Origin of the sequence: Arsenophonus apicola, assembly GCF_020268605.1 — a bacterium.
In the GTDB taxonomy this organism is placed as follows: Bacteria; Pseudomonadota; Gammaproteobacteria; order Enterobacterales; family Enterobacteriaceae; genus Arsenophonus; species Arsenophonus apicola.
Genome location: NZ_CP084222.1, coordinates 1,641,224 through 1,665,128, shown reverse-complemented (window position 1 = coordinate 1,665,128; position 23,905 = coordinate 1,641,224). Strand labels below are relative to the sequence as shown.

Genomic DNA, 23,905 nt, shown 5'->3' with positions numbered 1-23,905 from the left:
ATGAATGAAACTAAAAAACTTTTTATCCAAGGATTATGGAAAAACAATTCGGCACTGGTTCAATTATTAGGTTTATGCCCGTTGCTAGCGGTTTCTTCAACTGCCACTAACGCGTTAGGACTAGGACTGGCAACAACATTAGTGCTGTTTGTTACCAATATTACGGTTTCAACATTTCGTCATTGGATCCCAAACGAAATACGTATTCCTATTTATGTCATGATTATTGCATCGGTTGTCTCCGCTGTGCAGATGTTAATTAACGCCTATGCCGTTGGTTTATATCAATCTTTAGGTATTTTTATTTCGCTAATCGTTACTAACTGTATTGTTATTGGGCGGGCTGAAGCTTATGCCGCCAAAAATAATGTTTATCACTCAGCGATCGATGGTTTGGCAATGGGTGCGGGTGCGACTATGGCGCTATTTTTTTTAGGCGCAATGCGAGAAATTTTAGGTAATGGGACATTATTTGATGGTGCCAATTTGCTATTGGGAGAATGGGCAAAAATACTACGTATTGAAGTTATTCATCTTAATTCACCTTTTTTATTAGCCATATTACCGCCTGGCGCTTTCATTGGATTAGGATTGATGCTAGCAGGTAAATATTTAATCGATGAAAGAATAAAAAAATATATCAGTCAAAAACAACAACTCGCTGTTGTAAAATCAGCTTCTTTCCCCAATCAAAGTCATTTAGCCAAGGATCAAGAGCAAACAAAATATGAATAAACAAAAGCGGATAGCCATCTTGACTCGCTTACGTGACAACAATCCAACACCAACAACCGAGCTTACTTTTAATTCGCCTTTTGAATTACTTATTTCTGTCTTACTTTCCGCCCAAGCAACGGATATTAGTGTTAATAAAGCCACAGCAAAACTCTACCCGGTCGCTAATACAGCTGAAAAAATGCTGGCTCTTGGTCTTGATGAAATAAAGCGTTACATCAAAACAATCGGCTTATTTAACACCAAAGCGGAAAATATTATTAAAACCTGTCAGATATTAATTGATAGATATAACGGCGAAGTACCTGAAGATCGCGAAGCATTAGAATCTTTACCCGGCGTTGGTCGTAAAACCGCCAATGTGGTATTGAACACCGCTTTTGGCTGGCCTACAATTGCTGTTGATACCCATATTTTTCGCGTTTGTAATCGCACAAATTTTGCCCCAGGTAAGAATGTTATCGAGGTAGAACAAAAGTTACTCAAAGTAGTACCGACTGAATTTAAAGTGGATTGTCACCACTGGTTTATATTACACGGCCGGTACACATGTATTGCTAGAAAACCACGCTGCGGCTCTTGTATTATTGAAGATTTATGTGAATTTGACGACAAACCAGAGTTAGCAATCTAACAATTAACAAATCGCATTTGCCAGACGAACTTATATACACCCTTTGTTAAAGTGACAAATATTATTTTTCTGCTTGCCCATAGCACTCAACTTGAGCAAAATGTGGGTAAATTTTAATTTAATGACACAAATACGGATAGTATGTTTCAAGATAACCCGCTGCTAGCGCAGCTAAAACAGCAATTACATGCCCAAACGCCTCGTGTTGAAGGGATTGTTAAAAGTACAGAAAAAGGTTTTGGTTTTCTTGAGGTCGATGGAACGAAAACTTATTTCATTCCACCACCACAAATGAAAAAAGTGATGCATGGTGATCGGATTATCGCCGCTATTCACACCAATAAAGATCGCGAAATAGTTGAACCAGAGCAATTGGTTGAACCCTTTCTCACCCGATTCGTCGGACGTATTCAAAAAAGAAATAATGATAATCGGCTTTATGTCAAACCCGATCACCCAATTTTAAAAGAGAACATTTTTTGTCGTCCGGCACAACATCTTAGGCATGATTTTGCCCATAATGATTGGGTCATAGCTGAAATTCGTCGTCATCCATTAAAAAATCAAGGCGGCTTTCAAGCTGAAATAACCCAATATATTACTTGTGGCGATGACCATTTTGCCCCTTGGTGGGTAACTCTTAGTCGGCATCAATTAGAGCGCGAAGCACCAAAAATGCAAAGCTGCACAATTGAAGAGCAGACAACAGAGCGCCAAGATCTTACTCATCTCAATTTTATCACTATTGACAGTGCTAGCACGGAAGATATGGATGATGCGCTTTATATAGAGCGTATTGATGATGATCAATTACGCCTTTTTGTTGCCATTGCCGATCCAACCTGTTATATCCCGGTAAATAGTGAGTTAGATACCATTGCCCAACAACGTGGATATACCAATTACTTACCTGGCTTCAATATTCCGATGTTACCACGTGAATTATCGGATGATTTGTGCTCTCTGCGCCCTAATGAGCGTCGCCCTGCGCTAGTCTGTCAATTTGATATTAAACAAGATGGACAATTAGCCGAAAATATTCAATTTTGCCTGGCTTGGATCGAATCAAAAAACAAGTTGGTATACGATGATGTTTCTGACTGGCTGGAACAGCAAGATAAATTGCAAGTCGAAAATGAAATAATTAAGCAGCAAATATTATTACTCAATGAAATGTGCGAAAAACGTTCCTCCTGGCGCCTAGCCCATGCATTAGTATTTAAGGATCGACCAGACTATCGTTTTGTACTTGATGAAAATGGTCATGTTATTAACATTTTGGCGGAAAAACGTCGAATTGCTAATCGTATCGTCGAAGAAGCGATGATTGCCGCCAATCTTTGCGCAACAAAAGTATTAAAAGATAAATTAGGAATCGGTATTTTTAATGTTCATAATGGTTTTGACTCTAGCCAAATTGATAACGTTATTGCTACTTTGCAAGAAAGTAATATCGAACAAGATGCAGAAACGCTATTAACCCTTGAAGGATTTTGTCGTTTACGGCGTTTATTAGATAGCCAACCCACTCAATTTATAGATAGTCGAATACGCCGTTTTCAAGGTTTTGCAGAAATTAAAACCACGCCAGCTGCCCATTATGGTTTGGGATTTGATGCCTATGCCACCTGGACATCTCCGATCCGTAAGTATACCGATATCATCAATCACCGTTTATTAAAAGCCATAATAAATAATGAGCAACATCATGTCGAAAAACCCTCTGAAACTTTGATGGCAAAAATTACTGATCGCAAGCGTGCTAATCGTTTAGCTGAACGCGATGTAGGTGATTGGTTATATGCGCGTTTTCTAAAACCCTTTGCAAAAACTAACACCATTTTTGCTGCTGAAATAATCGACATTACTCGAGGTGGGCTCCGCATTCGCTTAACAGATAATGGCGCCAATGCCTTCATTCCCGCACCTTTTATTCATTCCGTGCGGGAAGAAATACAGTGTAGTCAAGAAGTAGGCGCTATACTTATTAAAGGTGTTGCTGTTTATAAACTTAACGATGTGATTAATGTTCAACTTGAAGAAGTTCGAATGGAAACCCGCAATATTATTGCACGACTTGTGGCCTAAGGACATTTCACAGATAGCTCGCTGATACCGAGCTATCTGTACAGAATAGCGACTTTACTATTATAGCTATTCCATTATTGGCTTGTCGAAAATGGGGATTAAAAAGTCGCTATCTGAGTTAATTTGAATTTTACATTTCATATCAATAGGATAGAAAAATGAAGCGTGCAAAAAAACACATATTACTGACATTAATATCGGTCTTTTCCTTTCTGTTTATGACTGCCTGCTCTAATATGTCACAACGCGACAAAAATACCACTATCGGTGCTGGTATTGGTGCAGTCGGTGGGGCTATTCTGACTGAAGGAAGTGGATTAGGTACGGTAGGAGGTGCGGCTATTGGTGGCCTAATTGGTCATCAGGTCGGTAAAAAATAATCGCCCTCAACAAACTATAATAGAGCCAGTTATTATCTGGCTTTATTTATAAATATTATTAGCCACCGGCCAGCTTAACTTTCATTCCCTTAGCTTCTAATAATTGCTTGATAAGCTCCCGTTTATCACCCTGGATCTCAATATTACCCGCTTTAATTGAGCCACCTGAACCGCATTTTTTCTTTAACTCAGCCGCAAGCAAAATTAATTCATCTTTATTCAAATCCAAGCCGCTAATAACACAAACACCTTTACCTTTCCGTCCCGAACTTTCACGTCTGATGCGAATAATACCATCACCTTTTGTCGGTGATGATTTTTTTTCTACTTCGACGATCCTGCCACTTTCTGTCGAATATACTAAACGTGAGTTACTCATTTTACCCATCCAATTGAACGATTAATTTGCGCCAGAGTTAACGCTGGAGCAGCGCTATGGGTAATAGGACGACCGATAACCATATAATCAACCCCAACATTAATAGCCTGCTCTGGTGTCATTATTCTCCGCTGATCGCCCGCTTCTGCACCATTAGGCCGGATCCCCGGTGTAACTAATAAAAAATCATTACCGCAAGCCGATTTCAGTGTTAATGCTTCATGAGCTGAACAGACAACCCCATCCACACCACATTGCTTGACTAATTTTGCTAGCTGCAAAGCGCGATCAGTCGGTGGTTGTTTAATACCAACCTGGTCTAGATCTGCTTGTTCCATACTAGTTAATACAGTAACCGCAATCAACCATGGTGCATCTTTACCATATTCAACTAATGCTTCTTTAGCTGCCATCATCATTCTGGCACCGCCACAAGCATGCACATTAACCATCCAAACACCCATTTCTGCAGCGGCTCTAACAGCCTGTGCAACCGTATTAGGGATATCATGAAATTTCAAATCCAAAAAAACTTGAAACCCTCGATTATGTAAAGTTTGAATAAATTGTGGGCCATATAAAGTAAACATCTGCATACCCACTTTTAGGCGGCAATCCTGTAGGCTAATATTATCAACAAAGGATAATGCCCTGGTTATATCATGATAATCTAATGCAACAATAACGGGGGAATTAGTAGAGACAGAGGGTGTATTTTGCGTACGAACTATCATTTTTAACCTTTCAAAATTTAATGAATGCAATTTCAGTTACGTTGTCACTGACCATCAAGGCCTTTTATTGGCTTGATCGTATCCCAAGAACGGCATGAAGGACAATACCAATATAAAGAATGGGTAGTAAAACCACATTTACGACAACGATAATCAGGTTTTGAACGTATTTGCTCACCAACCATATTGCGCAGTAATTCCAGACTCTCTTTTGCCCTTTCTTCTTCTGCGTCTGCTAAATGATAATCGATCAGTTTATAAAACAATCGCATCGTTGGATGACGTTCTAGCTGCTGTTTAATAAATATTTGTGCTTTTACTGGCCCTTTCCTTTTTTCAATTATTTCCGCCAAATAAAGTTGAGCCGTTGCCCCACTATCCCCGGCAACACATTGCTGAATATAAGCTTCCCAATCACTCCAGCTAGCTAAATGATAATAACATTCATAAAGCATAGCTAAAGTGTCACTGACTAAATCTCTATCCTGGTCAAAAACTTGCTTAAGTACAGAAATTGCTTTTTCGTATTCACCACGAGCGATATGAATGCGTCCTTTCATAATAGAAACTCGGGCTCCGTTTTTATTTGCTTGGGCGGCTTTATTCAGTAAAAGAAATGCCCCATCTAGATTATCACTACTCAATTCCAAGAGCGCTAGTTCGCAATAAAAATGGGCTATTTCTTCTTTTAATTGAGGATTGCCCATTTTGACTAATTTTTCAGCAACATCGATTGCTTTATGCCAATCACTGGTTGCTTGATAAATAGCAAGTAAAGATTGTAGTGCACTAAAGCGAAAATCTTGTTCGTCAACTAGCTGCAAAAAAATATTTCTTGCGCGATCATAAAGCCCAGCCGCTAAATAATCTCGCCCAAGCTGCTGTGCGGCTAGTAGTTTCTGCTCAAATGATAGTGAGTTACTTTCAAATAAGGATTGATGAATACGAATAGCTCGCTCAATTTCACCTCTTGAACGGAAAAGGTTACCCAAGGTTAAATGAGCTTCAAACGCCGAACTATCTTCTTTTAGCATATCTAAAAACAGATCAACAGCTTTATCTTGTTGATTAGATAGTAAGAAATTGACGCCAGCTACATACTCACGGGATAAACGATCGGCAGTTTGCTGTTTGTCATGTTGAGCACTTCTGCGTCCCATATACCAACCATAGGCAGCGGCAATAGGCAGTAGCAGAAATAGCAGCTCTAACATAAAAAATTACCTTTTTTCATTTGTAACAAGCACCACTTTAGTGTCATTTTCACTTTGGGGTGATTCAACTAATTGACTTTCTAATCGTTTAATTTTACGTCTTGCATTCGATAATGAAATTAATGCCTTTGCGTAAAATACCCCGCAGATAAGCCAACCCAGTACGAATCCAACCGCAAAAAGGACTGCTAGTAATGTTGATATTGGATAGTCACCTTTGGCAATCAAATAATTAAATGTTATTATCTGATTATTGCTTGAGCCAAGTGTCACGGAAACAATAAAAATGGCTATAGCAAGTAATAAAATTAAAAAATATTTCACATTTTTTCCTATTATTGCTTAATGATGGAAAAGCGGTTAAATCACTTTTCTTTTGTTAACTTAACATTTGATAACCCAATAAAGAAAGTGAATTATATCAATACTCACCTTTTTATTTAAATAAACATTTCAATGGTAGATAACAGAATGCGTTATCACAAAAATTTTCTATATTATGTTAATGGTGAAAAATATTGTCATCAAAAGATTCTGGCTGGTATTTATTCCATTCAACGAAATACTAGTGTTGCGGGCGGTTTTTTTCAATAAGTGAATAAAAATTCAGTTTCTTCATTGAGATTCGCGCTCATCTCAATTATAAAATCTCAATCTAAATTGATAAACAAAATGTGCTTATAATTAAAATAGTTAATTTTTTAATAATCATATTGTAGTAATATGAATATAATCTTATCTGCTGATGATATCCGCTAGCCTAGTAAAATATATAGGTAAAAAACAACTTGATAACTACATTTAACTATTTTTTAACGCATTTTCCCTTAATTTTAAATCCAGAGTTTCGTTGATTATGTATAACAATATGCAGCTAAAACGTATAGCTGAAGCCAAGCTACCTACTCCTTTTGGTGAGTTTCTCCTTGTCGGTTTTGAAGAAATTGTTAATGGTAATAATCATATAGCACTTATTTATGGTGATATTACTGATGAAAAACCCGTCCTTTCCCGTATTCACTCGGAATGTCTAACCGGTGATGCTTTATTTAGTTTACGTTGTGATTGTGGTTTTCAACTAGAAGCAGCACTTAAACAAATTGCACAAGAAGGTCGCGGAGTACTACTGTACCATCGTCAAGAGGGGCGTAATATCGGATTATTAAATAAAATTCGCGCCTATTCCCTGCAAGATAAAGGTCTAGATACGGTTGAAGCCAATTTAAAACTTGGCTTCAAAGCTGATGAACGTGATTTTACTATCTGCGCTGACATGTATAAATTACTCGCTATTAATGAAGTAAGATTATTAACAAACAATCCCCAAAAACTAGAAATTATGAAAGAAGCCGGAATTAATGTCGTAGAACGAGTTCCGCTTATTGTTGGCCGTAATCCTAAAAATAGTGACTATCTCAATGTAAAGGCCAGCAAATTAGGTCATATTCTATCCGATGATACTAAAAAATAATCACACAGTTATTATCAAAAACTGTCTGTTTTTTTTTGCAGAACAGTTTTTGATGGTTCATATTTGTTTACTTTAACATTTGACGAATAACATAATGAAGAATACCGCCATGACGAAAATATTCCAATTCGGTCATCTTATCTATTCGGCAACGCATGGCAATTGTCATTATCTGACCATTTTTATCCGTAATGGTTACTGTAATCATCTGACCTGGAGTAATCGATTGCAAGCCTGCAATGTCAATTGTCTCATCACCAGTCAATTTTAACGTTTTACGATTTACATTAGCCGGAAATTCTAATGGTAAAACCCCCATACCAATTAAATTAGAGCGATGAATTCTTTCATAAGATTCAGCAATAACCACCCTTACTCCTAGTAATAACGTTCCTTTAGCCGCCCAGTCACGACTGGAGCCGGAGCCATACTCTTTACCAGCAATAATGGCGAGCGGTATGTTATTTTGCTGATATTGCATAGCAGCATCATAGATAGCTAGCTTAGTCTGTGTGGGTATATAGCGAGTAAATCCGCCTTCAACTCCTGGTAGCATTTCATTACGAATACGAATATTGGCAAATGTACCTCGCATCATAACTTCATGATTACCTCGCCTTGAACCGTACGAATTGAAATCTTCTGCTTGAACGCCATGTGATTGTAAGTAGCGACCAGCGGGGCTATCCGCTTTGATATTGCCAGCGGGGGAAATATGATCGGTGGTAACAGAATCGCCTAAAAATTGCCAGAATATGGGCGCCATGAATATCAGTGATAGGCGCAGGTACTAGCGGCATATCATCAAAGAAAGGCGGATTACGAATATAAGTTGAATCAGGCTGCCATGAATAAGTGGCTGAACTTTTTACATTAAGTGCCTGCCATGCTTCATCGCCATCAAAAACCGCATTATATTCTTTATGGAACATGTCAGATTTTACCAATTGTACTGCATGGGCAATTTCCTGACTGGTTGGCCAGATATCTTTTAGCAATACATCTTTACCATTTTTATCTTGCCTTAACGGCTCATTTGCAAGATTTATTTGCATATTACCTGCCAAAGCATAAGCGATTACTAAAGGTGGTGACGCTAACCAATTAGTTTTTACCAATGGGTGGATCCTACCTTCAAAATTTCGATTACCTGATAGTACTGCACCGACAGTAAGATCATGTTTCTTGATTGCCTCTTCTATTGGTGCTGGTAGTGGCCCTGAATTACCAATACAAGTAGTACAGCCGTAACCAACTAGGTTGAAACCTAATTGATTTAAGTAATCCGTCAATCCAGCTTTAGCTAAATAATCAGTAACCACTTTTGAGCCTGGCGCTAGCGAAGATTTTACCCAAGGCTTACGCTGTAAGCCTTTTTCAACCGCTTTTTTGGCTAATAACCCGGCTGCCATTAAAACACTTGGGTTTGAAGTATTGGTACAGGAAGTTATTGCTGCGATAACCACCGCCCCCTCTTGTAATTGAAAATTTTTACCATCATAACTGACCGCGGGTGCATGCTGTTTGGTTGATTTATTTAATTCCAGATCAACTGAATCTTTGAACGCATGTGGAACCTGGCTCAATTCAACCCGATCTTGCGGGCGTTTTGGTCCGGCTAGACTTGCTTCAACCGAGGCTAAATCTAATGCTAATGTGCTGGTAAAAATAGGCTCGTCGCCGGGATGGCGCCATAATCCTTGTGTTTTAGTATAATTTTCAACTAAAGCAATTTCATCTTCCGAACGCCCTGTTAATCGCATATAACTTAACGTGATTTCATCAACGGGGAAAAAACCACATGTAGCACCATATTCAGGTGACATATTGGCAATGGTTGCGCGATCTGCCAGTGGTAAATCGGCCAAACCATCACCATAAAATTCAACAAATTTTCCCACTACACCATGTTTACGTAGCATTTGCGTCACAGTCAAAACTAAATCGGAAGCGGTGATCCCTTCGTTGAGTTTACCTGTTAATTTAAAACCAACAACATCAGGAATGAGCATCGAAATTGGTTGGCCCAACATCGCAGCTTCAGCTTCAATACCGCCAACGCCCCAACCTAAGACCCCCAAACCATTGATCATCGTGGTGTGTGAATCAGTGCCAACCAATGTATCTGGATAAGCGAACAATTTTCCCTCTCGTTCTTCATACCACACCGCCTTACCTAAATACTCCAAATTTACCTGGTGACAGATACCTGTTCCTGGTGGCATGACTCTAAAACGATTAAAAGCTTTTTTTTTTCCCCAACGTAAAAATAGGTAACGTTCATGATTGCGTTGCATTTCAAAATTCACGTTATCAATAAAGGCTTGCGGGGTAGCAAATTCATCAACCATAACCGAATGGTCAATAATTAAATCGACAGGCGTTAGGGGATTTACCTTATTAACGTCACCACCTAATCGTTGCATAGCTTCACGCATTGCAGCAAGATCAACAACTGCTGGCACACCGGTAAAATCCTGCATCAAAACTCGAGCGGGTTGATAGGCAATTTCACGCTCAGCATGCCCGGTATGCTGCCAATCAACCATCGCCTGCAAATCTTTTAATACGACAGCTTTTCCATCAAGATGGCGTAGTAGATTTTCAAACAGTACTTTAAGTGATTTTGGTAGATTCGAAATATCACCTAACTGTTTTGCTGCCCTAGACAAACTAAAATATTCGTAGTGTTTACTTCCAGCGGAGAGTGTGGATGCACAGTCCGTTCTTAGACTTAACGACATAACTCCTCCTTTTTTTATTTTTTATCCAACTAGCTAAGATGAAGCATCTTATAAAGATATTATATTAGAAATATTTTTCGCTTAAGTAACACATAATGATCATTAAATATGATTTTGTTCAAAATAAATTAAAAAATATTAACGTTAAATAGCTCTAGCTTGATATGAAATTAATGCCTAAGAAAAAATATAAAATAAAAAACGATTAGTCGGAAATAAACGCTAATTTTTACTGAAATTATATTGTTGGTAATTGGATTTCTTTAAACATCTCTTCTATTTCATCATTTGAACGCAATGAGATCGCTTTATCAACAACATCAGGCGTTAAATGTGGGGCAAAACGCCAAATGAAATCATACATATAACTACGTAGAAAGCTATTACGATGAAAACCTATTTTTGTGGTGCTATAGCTAAACTTATCCCGCATATCAATAATAACTAAGTCTTGATCCTGATTAGGATCAACCGCCATGCTAGCAATAATTCCTATACCTAATCCTAATCTTACATAAGTCTTAATAACATCAGCGTCTGTGGCAGTAAAAATAATCTTAGCCTGTAAACCTGCCTTATAAAAAGCCTCATCCAACTCAGAGCGACCAGTAAAACCATGGGTATAAGTCACAATCGGATATTGCGCTAACTCATTAATAGTAATATTTTTCTTGTCAGCCAAAGCATGATCTGCTTTCACGACAACTGATCGATTCCAATGATAACAAGGTAACATCACTAAATCTTTGTAAAGATGTAAAGCTTCCGTTGCAATAGCAAAATCGCTATTCCCTTTACTGACATCTTCTGCAATTTGGATTGGCGAGCCCTGGCTCATATGTAATGAAACTTGTGGATAATGTTCAATAAATTGCTTAATAACCGCAGGAAGAGCATATCTTGCTTGAGTATGTGTAGTAGCAATTGCTAATATGCCACGATCAGGGTAAGTATGTTCACCGACGACTGCACGTATCGCGTTCATTTTCGTCATCACTTCTCGAGCAATTTTAATAACTTCCTTTCCGGCTGGAGTAACATGGGTTAAATGCTTACCACTGCGTCCAAAAATTTGCACTCCCAGTTCATCTTCAAGCATACGAACCTGTTTGCTTATACCTGGTTGTGATGTATATAACCCTTCAGCTGTTGATGAAACATTTAAATTATGATTTTCAATCTCTACAATGTAACGTAATTGCTGTAATTTCATCTTATTCAGCGTCCTTATAAATTGAATAAAGGATTAATTATTTAATAACTTATAGTAAGTATATTATAACAAAAAGAAATATAAGTGTTATTTATTATAATCAATAACATATGTGGTTGTGAATATAACAACAAATAAATTACAAATAAAATATTATTTATATAATGAACTTATTTTACTAACAATTAATTATATATTTATTAGTTATAATGAATATAAATTTTGCCAAGATTTATTAATTGATTGAATGTTAAAAATAAAAAGCCAAACAAAGCCGTTCTCTATTACTAAAGATTTCTTAAACTAACTTTGAATGGCATTAAATAAATTAATTTATTTAATAATACCGCAAACTATCCTTAAACCACCACCGCCTAATGTTTCTGGATGATCTGAATAATTATCGCCACCTTGATGGATTATTAATGCTCTATTCTTAATTTGACTTATTAATTTTAAACGCGGAGCTAAAATGGCATAATCAGCACTACCATTGGCATTAACGACTAAACCCGGTAAATCACCTAAATGCCCGCTGTTATTATATGGACCCTTATGTTTAGCCGTTTTATTAGGATCAAAATGGCCACCTGCTTTTCCTGCTGCTACTAGCTCTCCCTCTTTTTGCAAAGCATCACAACTAGCACCTTCATGAATATGAAAACCATGTATTCCTGGCACTAATTGTTGTAATTGGGGGGTAAATAATAAGCCAAACTTCGTTTCCGTGATGGTAATTTTACCAACCGATGGCCCGTTATCCTTTGCACTAACAATCTGCATTGGCACTGTAATTGTATTAGCTAGCGAAGTTGCAGTAAAAAAAGCACTGACAATCAGTAACATTTTTAATTTCATAGATATTAATCCTTGTTATGATTTTAAATAGCGAAGATAACTAATCTAAAAATAAGGCTACTGATTTCAGTAGCCTTGTTTAATTATAGGAAGCAGATAGCCTTTTATTTGTTTTTTTCTATCCATTTACCATCGATATAAAATGCACTCCAGCCCGTGGCTTTACCATTTTTTTCTGAACATACATATTGTTGTTTAGTCTTACGGCTAAATCTAACAATCGTTTTATTACCTTCAGGATCCTCCAGCGGCGCTAAGGTTAAATAGCTAAATTTGGCTGGCAGACGATCTTTAAAACGCACCAACTCTTCAACTAATGGGGCGCGAGTCTCTCTTGATTTTGGAAAAGTGTTTGCAGCTAAAAATATTCCCGCAGCACCGTCTCTTAATACAAAGTAAGCATCAGATTTTTCACAAACTAATTCCGGCAGTGGAATAGGATCTTCTTTCGGTGGCGCCACTTCACCACTCTTTAAAATTTTGCGAGTATTTTTACAAGCATCGTTGGTACATCCCATATATTTTCCAAATCGCCCCATTTTTAAATGCATTTCTGAGCCACATTTGTCACATTCAATAACTGGCCCATCATAACCTTTAATGCGGAATTCACCTTCTTCAACCTCATAACCATTACATGCAGGGTTATTACCACATACATGTAACTTACGTTTATTATCAATAAGGTAACTATCCATTGCGGTACCACATTTAGGGCATCTACGGCGGGCTCGCAAAGCATGGGTTTCTACATCCTCCTCTTCTCCAAGCAGAATATTCGATAATTCATCTTCGGGAATTAAATTAATGGTTTTTTTGCAACACTCTTTTGCAGGCAAGCTATAACCAGAGCATCCAAGAAAAACACCTGTAGAAGCAGTTCTAATCCCCATTTTTCGGTGACAATCAGGACACTCGATCGATGTTAATACCATCGGATTGGGTCGCATGCCGCCTTCCTCAGGAGCCTTGTTTGCGCTTTCAAGCTGCTCGGAAAAAGCAGCAAAAAATTCATCTAATACACTCTTCCACTCAATACGATCTTCTGCTATCAAGTCAAGTTGATCTTCCATTCGAGCAGTAAAATCATAGTCCATTAATTCACTAAAATTTTCATCTAACCGATCAGTAACTATTTCACCTATTTTTTCAGCATAAAAGCGGCGATTTTCAACTTTTACATAACCTCGATCTTGGATAGTTGAAATAATAACCGGATAGGTTGAAGGTCGACCAATTCCACGTTTTTCTAGTTCTCTAACCAGTGAAGCTTCACTAAAACGCGCAGGGGGTTTAGTAAAGTGTTGACTAGGAGACAATTTTTCTAATTCAAGCTGATTACCAACTTTGACCATTGGTAATATTTTATCTTCATCACCTTTGCGCAATGCAGGCATAACTTTGGTCCAACCATCAAAACGCAAAATACGCCCTTTAGCTTTCAATTCAAAATCTCCAGCTTTGACGGTTAATGTTGTTGAATCAAATTCTGCTGGTGTCATTTGGCAAGCGACAAATTGGTTCCAAATCAGCTGATATAATTTTTTAGCATCCGCCTCCATCCCTGTTAAAGAGTCAACATTAACCTCAATATTTGAAGGACGAATAGCTTCATGTGCTTCTTGAGAACTTTTTTGATTGGTATAGACATTCGCCTGTTTAGGTAAATATTTTTTACCAAATTGATGGTCAATATAATCGCGAGCCATAGTTAACGCATCCTGACTTAAGTTAGTCGAGTCAGTACGCATATAGGTAATATAACCCGCTTCATAAAGCCGCTGCGCCATCATCATGGTCTTTTTAACGCCAAAACCAAGACGTGTGCTTGCCGCTTGTTGCAGCGTTGAGGTAATAAAAGGAGCGCTAGGTTTACTAATTGTAGGTCGATCTTCGCGATCTAATACCTGATAGTGAGCATTGTTTAATAATGCAATGGCAGCATCAATTTGTGCTTTCGACACGGGTTTAAACGGCTTACCCTTTTCGTGCGTGACCTCCATTCGAATCAATGCCGTATCAACGGTAAGTAACTCGGCATGAAGCTGCCAATACTCTTGTGGAACAAATGCTTTAATTTCGCGTTCTCGTTCAACAATTAGCCGCACAGCAACTGACTGAACACGTCCAGCAGAAAGACCGCGAGCAATTTTTTTCCATAATAACGGTGAAACCATATAGCCAACAACCCGATCTAAAAAACGCCGAGCTTGTTGAGCATTAACTCGATCAATATTTAATTCACCGGGATTATCAAAAGCCTGCTTAATCGCATTTTTAGTAATTTCATTAAAAACCACTCGACTAAAGCGTTGATTATCATTTCCAATTACTTCTCGCAAATGCCAAGCAATCGCTTCCCCCTCACGATCGAGATCCGTTGCCAGATAGATATGTTCAGCGTCAGAAGCGAGCGATCTTAATTCAGCAACGACTTTTTCTTTGCCAGGTAAAATTTGATAATTAGCTTTCCACCCATGATATGGGTCAACTCCCATTCGATTTACAAGCGCCTCATGTTCATCTTTTTTTACTTTTTTAACCTTGTTGGCTGAGTTTGTATTCTTTTGTGAGCTGGAACCACCACTTTTTGGCAAATCACGTATATGCCCTACGCTGCTTTTAACAACGTAATTATTACCAAGATATTTATTGATTGTCTTGGCTTTTGCCGGGGACTCCACAATAACAAGAGCTTTACCCATAGTTATCTTTACCTAAAATATTGTCTAAGCGTACTGGCTTTCCAGCCAGATGAAATGAAATCTCTTTTTATATTGCGTCAGATTTACAATATATCAACTTTTTTTTGCTTAAATACTTCGCCATAAAGATAAAAACCTTTGTTAATTCATACTGTAATCAGATGCAATAATACAATTTTGTCAGCAAAAAAATGACAAAAAGTAAAGCATATTAAGTAATAAAAAGCCTACACTCTACCTGATAAAAAACGATGCGCAACCACTTATTTTATTTGCTACTATTCTTATAACAACGAAAACTACCTCAATAAGTTATGAATACATTATAAAAAAAGCAATAAAATTATATAAAAAGCATCAGAAATATAGTTCAAACGGATAAATAAATAAAATTTTTAGAAACAAATTAATTTCCAAATAAAATAGCTTAATTATGATATATAAAATTATTTATCTGTTTTTAAGTAATTAATTAATATTTTATTTTCAATAAAATAATTAAATTTTAACCATCACGTTATAAAAATACCGGCTTTAAATGCCGGTAATTATTTTTAATCTTAATTTAAAATAGTGGTTTTTGCCCTCTTTGCCACCAGCGTATCAACAATTTATCTACATTTTCTATCATGCTACCCATTAAACGATCAACAAAACGTTTAGCGGGTGTATAAGTCACTGCAATAATTTCACGGGCTTCAATTTGATTGATGATAAGGTCATCACTAACCCCTATTTCATCAATTAATCCTTTTTCCTTCGCCTGGCTACCATACCAATGCTCTCCGGTTGCAACAGCATTAATATCAAGGGTTGGCCGTTTTTGATGGACAAAATCTTTAAATAGTTGATGTGTTTCATTTAAGTCTTGTACAAACTTTTTGCGTCCCTGCTCGGTATTTTCACCCAACAAAGTGAGAGTACGTTTATACTCGCCAGCGGTATGCAACTCTACATCAATATCCTTTTTCTTTAGTAAGCGATGAAAATTGGGTACTTGTGCAACCACACCAATAGAGCCAATAATCGCAAAGGGAGCCGCAACAATACGATCGGCGACACAAGCCATCATATAACCGCCGCTAGCCGCTACTTTATCCACCGAAACAATTAATTTAAGGCCTTTTTCTCGTAAACGATTTAGTTGAGAAGCTGCTAAACCATAGCCATGCACAACACCACCAGGACTTTCAAGCCTGAGTAAAACTTCATCTTTGTTATCAGCAATTGAAAGAATTGCCGTAATTTCTTCACGTAATGCATTGACTTCATTAGCATTCATGCTGCCTTTAAAATCAATCACAAAAAGACAAGGTTTTTTGACTGTTGTTTGACCAACTTTAGCATCTGCTTTCTGTTTTTTTTCTTCAATTTTACGTTGTTTCTTATAGGTTTTTAACCAGACTTTATATTCAGCATCACTCATCTTAACCTGTTGCATTTCACGCTGACGTTCGCGATAAGCTTCACTTAAATCAATCAGTTTTAAATCACCTTTTTTGTTCTGTTTACGCAGCCCAATACTAAAAATAAACAATGAAATCAATATAATAGAGACAATTACAGTGGCTATTTTAGCAACAAATAATCCATACGATGAAAGAAATTCCACAATTCTATCCTTCTTTACAGAATATAAACAATGGGAGTATTGTAACTAAAAACTTGATAAAATGCTTATAACTCTCATTAATAAATTTGAATAATCAAAAGTAGGAAAATATCATGTTACATTACCAAGCTAAAGCTGATTTACTTAACCAAAAAACCATTCTAATAACAGGAGCTGGTGATGGCATTGGGCGTGAAGCGGCATTAACTTATTCAAGTTATGGCGCCAATCTTATTTTAGTCGGTAGAACAACGGCAAAACTTGAACATGTTAAACAGAAAATTATTTCTAATAACAAATTTACATCTTCAGTTTCTATTTATACCCTTGATTTATTAACAATAACCGAATCACAATGCCATGAACTAGCAACTGACATTAGCAAAAATTATTCCTATCTTGATGGTGTATTACATAATGCCAGTATATTAGGAAAAATCGCACCAATTGTTGATCAACCCATACAACTCTGGCACGACGTTATACAAGTAAACGTTAATGCAACTTTTATGCTAACCCAAGCGCTATTACCGTTGCTTTTACAAGCACCAAATAGTTCCTTAATATTTACCACTTCAAGTGTTGGCAGACGAGGACGCGCTAATTGGGGGGCCTACTCAGTTTCCAAATTCGCAACCGAAGGTCTAATGCAGGTATTATTTGATGAATACAAAGAGACTAATTTACGGGTTAATTGCATTAATCCCGGAGGAACAAGAACGCAAATGAGAGCGGATGCTTTTCCCTCAGAGGATCCTATGAAACTAAAGACCCCACAAGAAATTATGCCGCTATATCTTTATCTAATGGGAGAAGATAGTATTAAGGAATCAGGAATAAGCTTTGATGCACAACCTAATCGCAAACCAGGTGTGTCAATTTAACTTTGTCACATAAAAACTAATAACAATAAAAATCAGTAATGAGTGATGTAACTAATTATCAAACAAAGTCATTACGCAATTAGTGAACTTTATAGATCTTAGCTGGACGACGCTTCAATATCCCTGCATTAAAAATCATATTTGTTTGATTAATAAAAGCAGAATACTCATCACGATCATGTTTATTCTGCCCTAAATGGAAAGAGCTATAAACTTTCGCCATATTGTAAAGATATTGATAATATTCTTCATAGATTTGCGCTTTAGACTCTACGTTATTAATGTTTTTAAAATTATCAACAATTTCGACAATTTTATTAGCATAAGATTGTAAAGAGTAATTATTGAAATTTGCCATTGGAAGTGCATATTCAAATGAATGAGTGACCGTATTTTGTTCATTTATGCCTTTATCAATAATATGAATATTATCAACTTTTGATTCTACTAGTGACAAAAAATGAATAAACTCCTCTTTAGTAAAACATTTTGTTTTCACATGCCTATCTAATTGCTTGCTTTTATTTAAAGCTAAAACATTCAGAAAAGATGTGCCTATCGCGTAATCACATTTAAAAACATTATTATCAATAAGTAAGGCATTACTACTTAATATTGGACCCTGTACTTTTATTCCATCAACAATAATTTGATTGTGTTTTAAAAAGAGTGATTGGTTAGAAATGATTTCTTTGAAAACCGAGCTGTAAGCATAATAATATTGTCGGGTAGGATTAATAATTCCACCCTGGTTACCAGGGTATACGATAAATTCAGTTTTTTGACCAATAGGATATTCAATCGTATGCTTGCCAGATTGTAAATCAACGTGCTTAATTTCACCTTGAATAAGTTTAATCGGATGATTATCAATCTTAAAATAAAGGGCATCCTTGTTATTATGACTAATGTAAAACTTCCCATCAGCTGAATTGCTTGATTGCCGCTCATCACAGCTTGCTAACAGCAATACGAATAAGCTGCTAGCGATAATTTGCCAAAATTGTGGCATATAAAATTTCAACCTTCTAATCAAGTTAACCCAATGACAGTAGCTTATTTTGAGGTTCTTCTCAATTAAATTAAAAGTATTTATATAGCACTATTTTTATCTATTAAACAAGTATTAGGTAGCTAAATTAGACTCTAATATTACCTTTAATTTTATATTATACTTTACGCGAAGATTTACTACGCCCCTTGGCCGCTCCTGTTGCTCGTTTATTTGCTACCCGCATCGAAGAAACTTGGGTATGTCGTTTGACAGCGCGACGGATCTGATTTGCTTTAATACGACGTCTATCTTGCTCAACCGATATCTTACTGGCTGTTTCATCGCTAAGACCTACCAACTGACGTAAATAATTAATCTGAACTAAACCTAATTCCGTCCAACCGCCTCTAGGTAATCCTTTTGGTAAATAAATATCACCATAACGAACACGGATCAGACGACTGACTTGGATGTTTACTGCTTCCCATAAGCGCCTTACTTCACGATTACGCCCTTCAGTTAATGTAACATTAAACCATTGATTCATGCCTTCTCCGCCACGAAACTTCAGGGTCTTAAAACTAGCTTCACCATCTTCCAGTTGAACACCTTTGGTCAATTGATGAATTTTAGCATCATTAATTTCACCAAAAACACGAACGGCATATTCACGTTCAACGTCATGACGTGGATGCATCAAACGATTAGCCAGTTCTCCATCTGTGGTAAACAATAATAAGCCACAGGTATTGACATCTAAGCGTCCTATCGCAATCCAGCGAGAACCCGTTAATTTCGGTAAGCGATCAAATACGGTTGGACGTCCTTCTGGATCATGGTGAGTACATAGCTCGCCTTCCGGCTTATAATAAGCTAATATCCGGCAAATGGTTTTCTCCACTTCTTTGATCTTCAACAGGTGACCATCTAAGCGAATTTTAGTGTTAGCCTTAACTTCTATACGGTCACCCAAGGTCGCTAATTGACCATCAACACTGATCCTGCCGGATTGAATAAAACTTTCTATTTCCCTGCGCGAACCATAACCACAACGAGCAAGTACTTTTTGTAACTTTTCACTTTTTTGCTTTTTAACGCTCATAGCGTAAACCTCTTGTGTCACCTTCACAGGCGTCATAATCATAAAAACAACTAAAAAAATAAACTGTGCTTATTATACACAGTTTTTCTATTATCCCCAGCCGCAGTTTTTTTATTCAAATGGTGTTGGTGAGCCCATTCCAACCCGAATAATATTTGGGGTACTCTCCGTTAAATCAACCACGGTAGTTGGTTTTTCACTTATATAACCGCCATTTATAATCAAATCAACTTGTTCGCCAATTAAACTTTCGATCTCCTCGGCGGAAGATTGTGCAGAATCATCACCTGGCAATATTAAGCTAGTCGATAATAAAGGTTCGCCGATTCCGTCAAGCAGATCTCTTGCAATTGGATTACTAGGTAAACGTATCCCTATTGTCTTGCGTTTTTTGTTCATTATCCGACGTGGCACTTCTTTTGTTGCAAGTAAAATAAAGGTGTAATGGCCTTGTGTACTATTTTTAATCATTCTAAATACAGGATTATCCAGATAAGCATATTCAGCTATTTCAGATAAATTACGACACATCAGGGTAAAATTGTGACGAGAATCCAATTGACGTAGGCGACAAATTTGCGTAAGCGCGTTTTTATTATCCAACTTACATCCAATTGCATACCCAGAATCAGTCGGATAAACAATAATGCCGCCTTTGTTTAATATATTTACGCATTGACTAATTAAGCGAGGTTGTGGATTTTGCGGGTGAATTTGCAAAGATTGTCCCATGAATGATCTCTATATATTATTTAATTAAACTTGAAAATTAAGCTAGCAATATAAATCAACCGCTTACTATATAATATTTACCCCAGTAAAATACTTCCCTATTTTATTGCCATATTTGCCAAACAGGAACGACACCTGCCGGTAGCCAAAGATTTCTACCTAACTCAGCCCAAGCACAAGGACGATGAAAATCAGAACCAACCGAAGCATATAAATTATGTAGCTTAGCTAACTCAGTTAAATTTTTTCGCTCTTCAGGCGACTGCTGGCATTGAGCAACTTCCATCGCATCACCTTGTTGCTGTTTAAAATATAAAACTAACCTTTTTTGCCACTTTGCCGATAGTGAGTAGCGGCCAGGATGTGCCAAGACGGCTACGCCGCCCGCTTGATGAATAACTTCTATTGCTTCAGCAAGACTACACCAATCAGCCGGAACATAACCTGGTTTACCACGCGTTAAATATTTTTTAAAAACATGACCGATACTTTTTTGTTTAGCATGAGCCATTATATAACGAGCAAAATGGCTCCGTGTTACCTGTCCCCCTGCGGCATAGGCTTTAGCATTTTGCCAGGCATCAGGAATACCGAACTTTTCTAATTTATAACCTATTTTTTCTCCACGTTGATTACGCCGTGCCGTTTGCATTGCAAGTAAATGTTTAAGACTGTCAGCATCTAGATTTAGATTAAGACCCACGATATGAATTTCAATCTTTTGCCAAATCGTGGAAATTTCAACTCCGGCAATTAATGTTAGCGGCTTATTTTTTTCATCTATATGATGCCGTGCCGGTAAAATTCCATTCACCGTATCATGATCAGTGATAGCTAATACGTCGACTCCCATTAATACTGCTCTATCAACTAACTCTAAGGGTGTGAGATCACCATCAGAAGCTCTTGTATGACTATGTAAATCATAAATAACAGATAGCTTCTCATTGTCTTGTGCCAAAATTTTACCCTCATTTTACTGCTGACAATTATAGAGAAAATTCATAGTGTGTCATAAATTTCTTGACACAACCCGAATGATCTAGTTTACTAGTACGGTGGATGGCGATATAGCTAATCTATCATGACACATTGCGAGGAAGAACAAAAATGACATTGCAATTTTTTATTATCGCCAAAATTCGTTGGTGGCAAAACTCTCATAAATGGGCGGTTTCTTCCTGTGCGTGAATAAATAACGCTATACCAGATCAAGACCCGCCATGAAGCGGGTTTTTTTATAGCCAATTAATATAATATAAAAGGCAATTAATATGGCAAACACAACAGTTAATCAAACAACTTTTTGTATATTACAAAATGAGATCAATTATCACCCTGAACCTTGTTTGTTATTTCAACATTTATGCAATAATGACTCTGACACATTATTATTAGAATCTGCTGCCGTTGATAGCAAGCAAAATCAACAAAGTATCTTGATTGTTAATAGTGCATTACGAATTACCGCCAATCAACAGCAAGTATCTTTTGCCGCTCTTAGTCCTAATGGAAATGCGCTATTAAGCCATATTTACCTCGCATTACCGAGTGAATTAGAAAAGATCGAGTCTGATGGTCAATTAGTGGTTAATTATCCAACAATTGATCCCCATCTTGACGAAGATAGCCGATTAAAAGCAACTTCATCTTTTGATGCGTTACGTTTGATTCATCATTTAGCCAAACATGACACCATTGATGCAGATAAAATTCTGTTAGCAGGCTTATTCTCCTACGATTTAGTGGCTTATTTTGAAAATTTACCCCCTGTAGCAAAATCTAATCGTTGTCCTGATTACTGTATCTATTTAGCTGAACACTATGTTGTGATCGAACATCAAAAACAGTCAGCAAAACTCATAAGTTGTCAATTTTCAGCAAAACAATCGATTGCTAAAACGATATTAAACCGTCATCAAGCAATTATTACCGCAACTCAGCAACCATTATTACCCTTGCCAACTGGCGCTGAGATATCAACACCTTTAGTGGTCAATAAAAACGATAGTGAATACTGCGCGATGGTAGAGAAACTAAAAAAATACATCTATCAAGGTGATATTTTTCAAGTGGTACCTTCACGTAAATTTATGTTGCCATGTACCGCACCATTAAGTGCCTATCAACGACTTACCAGACAAAATCCTAGCCCTTACATGTTTTATATGCAAGATCAGGAATTTACTCTATTTGGTGCTTCACCTGAAAGCGCCCTCAAGTATGACGCCAAAAGTCGACAAATTGAAATATATCCCATCGCCGGAACTCGGCCAAGAGGACGCACTGTGCTAGGCGAAATAGATGCTGATTTGGACAGTAAAATTGAACTTGCGCTCAGAACCGATCAGAAAGAACTCGCTGAACATATTATGTTAGTTGATTTAGCTCGTAATGACTTGGCGCGTATTTGTCAGCCAGGTAGTCGATATGTTGCTAATTTAACCTCGGTTGATCGTTATTCCCATGTTATGCACCTTGTTTCCCGGGTAGTTGGTAAATTAAGGACTGATCTGGATGTATTGCATGCTTATCAAGCCTGTATGAATATGGGAACCTTAACTGGCGCGCCTAAGATCAAAGCAATGACGCTTATTGCTAACTATGAAAAGGAGAATCGAGGCAGCTATGGTGGCGCAATAGGCTATTTCAAGGGCAATGGAGATTTTGACTCCTGTATTGTTATTCGTGCCGCCTATATTGAAGACAACATTGCCAGTGTTCAGGTCGGTGCTGGCGTGGTGTTGGATTCGGATCCACAGTCTGAAACGGACGAAACGCGCAATAAAGCCCAGGCGGTTATTAATGCCATTATGCAATCTCATCAAAGCTTGGAGGTATGCTAATGGCTGATATTTTACTACTCGATAATATTGATTCTTTTACTTATAACTTGGTTGATCAATTAAGAGTATTAGGTCATACCGTCACTATTTACCGCAATTCACTGCCTGGATCCATCATTGAACAGCGGCTTAAAAGGATGTCTTCGCCTGTACTAATACTCTCTCCCGGCCCCGGTAAACCAGCCGATGCTGGCTGTATGCCTAAACTGCTGCCATCAGTACTGGGTAAAATCCCAGTAATTGGTATTTGCCTTGGTCATCAAGCAATTATTGAAGCCTATGGCGGAAAAGTTTCATCGGCGAAAGAGATCATACACGGTAAATCATCTTTCGCTATACATGATAACCAATTTATGTTTAGTGGCCTAACCAATCCACTCGCGATTGCCCGTTACCATTCTCTAATTGGTGAAAAGATTCCTGCTGATTTGATCATTAATGCTCACTGCCAAGACGCAGTAATGGCCGTACGTCATAGCCAACATAAAGCCTGCGGATTTCAATTCCATCCTGAGTCGATTTTAACTCCTGAGGGAACCGCTTTATTAAACCAAACCCTATTATGGGCATTAAATTAAGG

Annotated in this window: 20 protein-coding genes, 1 pseudogene and 1 other annotated feature; of the genes and pseudogenes, 8 read left to right on the top strand and 13 right to left on the bottom strand. The window is 37.4% G+C overall.

Annotation, left to right across the window (positions count from 1 at the left end):
* The 4 genes from LDL57_RS07830 (at window position 1) to LDL57_RS07815 (ending at window position 3,837) form a co-directional block, all read left to right on the top strand.
* Window positions 1–735 (top strand): electron transport complex subunit E, encoded by a 735-nt coding sequence (locus LDL57_RS07830; RefSeq protein ID WP_180560076.1) that lies wholly within the window; start codon window positions 1–3, stop codon window positions 733–735.
* Entirely contained in the window at window positions 728–1,369 is a 642-nt protein-coding gene (gene nth / locus LDL57_RS07825; RefSeq protein ID WP_180559905.1) for an endonuclease III, read from the top strand. Before LDL57_RS07830 ends, nth begins: the two co-directional genes overlap by 8 nt.
* 141 nt (window positions 1,370–1,510) lie before the next feature.
* Window positions 1,511–3,457: an exoribonuclease II gene (locus LDL57_RS07820; protein ID WP_180559906.1), complete on the top strand. Its 1,947-nt coding sequence runs from the start codon at window positions 1,511–1,513 to the stop codon at window positions 3,455–3,457.
* A gap of 218 nt (window positions 3,458–3,675) precedes the next feature.
* Window positions 3,676–3,837: a YMGG-like glycine zipper-containing protein gene (locus LDL57_RS07815; protein ID WP_233458155.1), complete on the top strand. Its 162-nt coding sequence runs from the start codon at window positions 3,676–3,678 to the stop codon at window positions 3,835–3,837.
* A 58-nt stretch (window positions 3,838–3,895) separates the two neighbouring features.
* On the opposite strand, the gene yciH is transcribed toward LDL57_RS07815, so the two are convergent.
* From yciH to LDL57_RS07795, 4 genes are read right to left on the bottom strand one after another with little or no spacing between them, the layout of a single operon-like run.
* Window positions 3,896–4,225 carry a stress response translation initiation inhibitor YciH gene (gene yciH, locus LDL57_RS07810; protein WP_202881808.1) on the bottom strand — a complete coding sequence of 110 codons (330 nt, stop codon included), beginning with the start codon at window positions 4,223–4,225 and terminating at the stop codon, window positions 3,896–3,898.
* Complete coding sequence (pyrF, locus tag LDL57_RS07805; RefSeq protein ID WP_225505341.1) at window positions 4,213–4,950, bottom strand: orotidine-5'-phosphate decarboxylase; 738 nt, start codon at window positions 4,948–4,950, stop codon at window positions 4,213–4,215. Before pyrF ends, yciH begins: the two co-directional genes overlap by 13 nt.
* A 44-nt stretch (window positions 4,951–4,994) precedes the next feature.
* Window positions 4,995–6,164, bottom strand: a complete 1,170-nt coding sequence (gene lapB, locus LDL57_RS07800; RefSeq protein ID WP_225505340.1) for a lipopolysaccharide assembly protein LapB — start codon at window positions 6,162–6,164, stop codon at window positions 4,995–4,997.
* A 6-nt stretch (window positions 6,165–6,170) separates the two neighbouring features.
* Window positions 6,171–6,488, bottom strand: a complete 318-nt coding sequence (locus LDL57_RS07795) for a LapA family protein (RefSeq protein WP_180559911.1) — start codon at window positions 6,486–6,488, stop codon at window positions 6,171–6,173.
* A gap of 544 nt (window positions 6,489–7,032) precedes the next feature.
* Here LDL57_RS07795 and ribA point away from each other — a divergent pair.
* The gene (gene ribA, locus LDL57_RS07790) at window positions 7,033–7,635 is read left to right on the top strand and encodes a GTP cyclohydrolase II (RefSeq protein WP_180560077.1); all 603 of its coding nucleotides are present in this window, start codon (window positions 7,033–7,035) and stop codon (window positions 7,633–7,635) included.
* Between the two features lie 67 nt (window positions 7,636–7,702).
* Here ribA and acnA read toward each other — a convergent pair.
* The 5 genes and pseudogenes from acnA to sohB form a co-directional block, all read right to left on the bottom strand.
* Window positions 7,703–10,379: pseudogene (acnA, locus tag LDL57_RS07785) on the bottom strand (aconitate hydratase AcnA).
* A gap of 238 nt (window positions 10,380–10,617) precedes the next feature.
* On the bottom strand, window positions 10,618–11,592 hold the full coding sequence (cysB, locus tag LDL57_RS07780) for an HTH-type transcriptional regulator CysB (protein WP_225505339.1): 975 nt from the start codon (window positions 11,590–11,592) through the stop codon (window positions 10,618–10,620).
* Window positions 11,593–11,925: 333 nt separating this feature from the next.
* Window positions 11,926–12,450, bottom strand: a complete 525-nt coding sequence (gene sodC / locus LDL57_RS07775; protein WP_180559913.1) for a superoxide dismutase family protein — start codon at window positions 12,448–12,450, stop codon at window positions 11,926–11,928.
* Between the two features lie 104 nt (window positions 12,451–12,554).
* On the bottom strand, window positions 12,555–15,155 hold the full coding sequence (gene topA / locus LDL57_RS07770) for a type I DNA topoisomerase (protein ID WP_180559914.1): 2,601 nt from the start codon (window positions 15,153–15,155) through the stop codon (window positions 12,555–12,557).
* Window positions 15,156–15,720: 565 nt separating this feature from the next.
* The gene (sohB, locus tag LDL57_RS07765; RefSeq protein WP_180559915.1) at window positions 15,721–16,767 is read right to left on the bottom strand and encodes a protease SohB; all 1,047 of its coding nucleotides are present in this window, start codon (window positions 16,765–16,767) and stop codon (window positions 15,721–15,723) included.
* Window positions 16,768–16,880: 113 nt separating this feature from the next.
* Here sohB and LDL57_RS07760 point away from each other — a divergent pair, with 113 nt between their 5' ends.
* On the top strand, window positions 16,881–17,651 hold the full coding sequence (locus tag LDL57_RS07760; RefSeq protein WP_180559916.1) for a YciK family oxidoreductase: 771 nt from the start codon (window positions 16,881–16,883) through the stop codon (window positions 17,649–17,651).
* Window positions 17,652–17,730: 79 nt separating this feature from the next.
* Here LDL57_RS07760 and LDL57_RS07755 read toward each other — a convergent pair whose 3' ends face one another.
* The 4 genes from LDL57_RS07755 to rnm all read right to left on the bottom strand — a co-directional run bounded on the left by LDL57_RS07755 (window position 17,731) and on the right by rnm (window position 21,440).
* Entirely contained in the window at window positions 17,731–18,663 is a 933-nt protein-coding gene (locus LDL57_RS07755) for a hypothetical protein (protein ID WP_180559917.1), read from the bottom strand.
* 157 nt (window positions 18,664–18,820) lie between these two features.
* Window positions 18,821–19,747 carry a 23S rRNA pseudouridine(2605) synthase RluB gene (rluB, locus tag LDL57_RS07750; protein WP_180559918.1) on the bottom strand — a complete coding sequence of 309 codons (927 nt, stop codon included), beginning with the start codon at window positions 19,745–19,747 and terminating at the stop codon, window positions 18,821–18,823.
* Window positions 19,748–19,858: 111 nt separating this feature from the next.
* The gene (locus tag LDL57_RS07745) at window positions 19,859–20,479 is read right to left on the bottom strand and encodes an L-threonylcarbamoyladenylate synthase (RefSeq protein ID WP_180559919.1); all 621 of its coding nucleotides are present in this window, start codon (window positions 20,477–20,479) and stop codon (window positions 19,859–19,861) included.
* Window positions 20,480–20,582: 103 nt separating this feature from the next.
* Window positions 20,583–21,440 carry an RNase RNM gene (gene rnm / locus LDL57_RS07740; RefSeq protein ID WP_180559920.1) on the bottom strand — a complete coding sequence of 286 codons (858 nt, stop codon included), beginning with the start codon at window positions 21,438–21,440 and terminating at the stop codon, window positions 20,583–20,585.
* A 179-nt stretch (window positions 21,441–21,619) separates the two neighbouring features.
* Window positions 21,620–21,721: a sequence feature (Trp leader region), on the top strand.
* Window positions 21,722–21,753: 32 nt separating this feature from the next.
* Here rnm and LDL57_RS07735 point away from each other — a divergent pair.
* Both LDL57_RS07735 and LDL57_RS07730 read left to right on the top strand, forming a co-directional pair.
* A complete protein-coding gene (locus tag LDL57_RS07735; protein ID WP_225507432.1) occupies window positions 21,754–23,325 on the top strand; it encodes an anthranilate synthase component 1 in 1,572 nt (523 codons plus the stop codon).
* On the top strand, window positions 23,325–23,903 hold the full coding sequence (locus LDL57_RS07730; RefSeq protein ID WP_180559922.1) for a glutamine amidotransferase-related protein: 579 nt from the start codon (window positions 23,325–23,327) through the stop codon (window positions 23,901–23,903). The genes LDL57_RS07735 and LDL57_RS07730 overlap by 1 nt, the downstream gene beginning before the upstream one ends.
* Window positions 23,904–23,905: the final 2 nt, after the last annotated feature.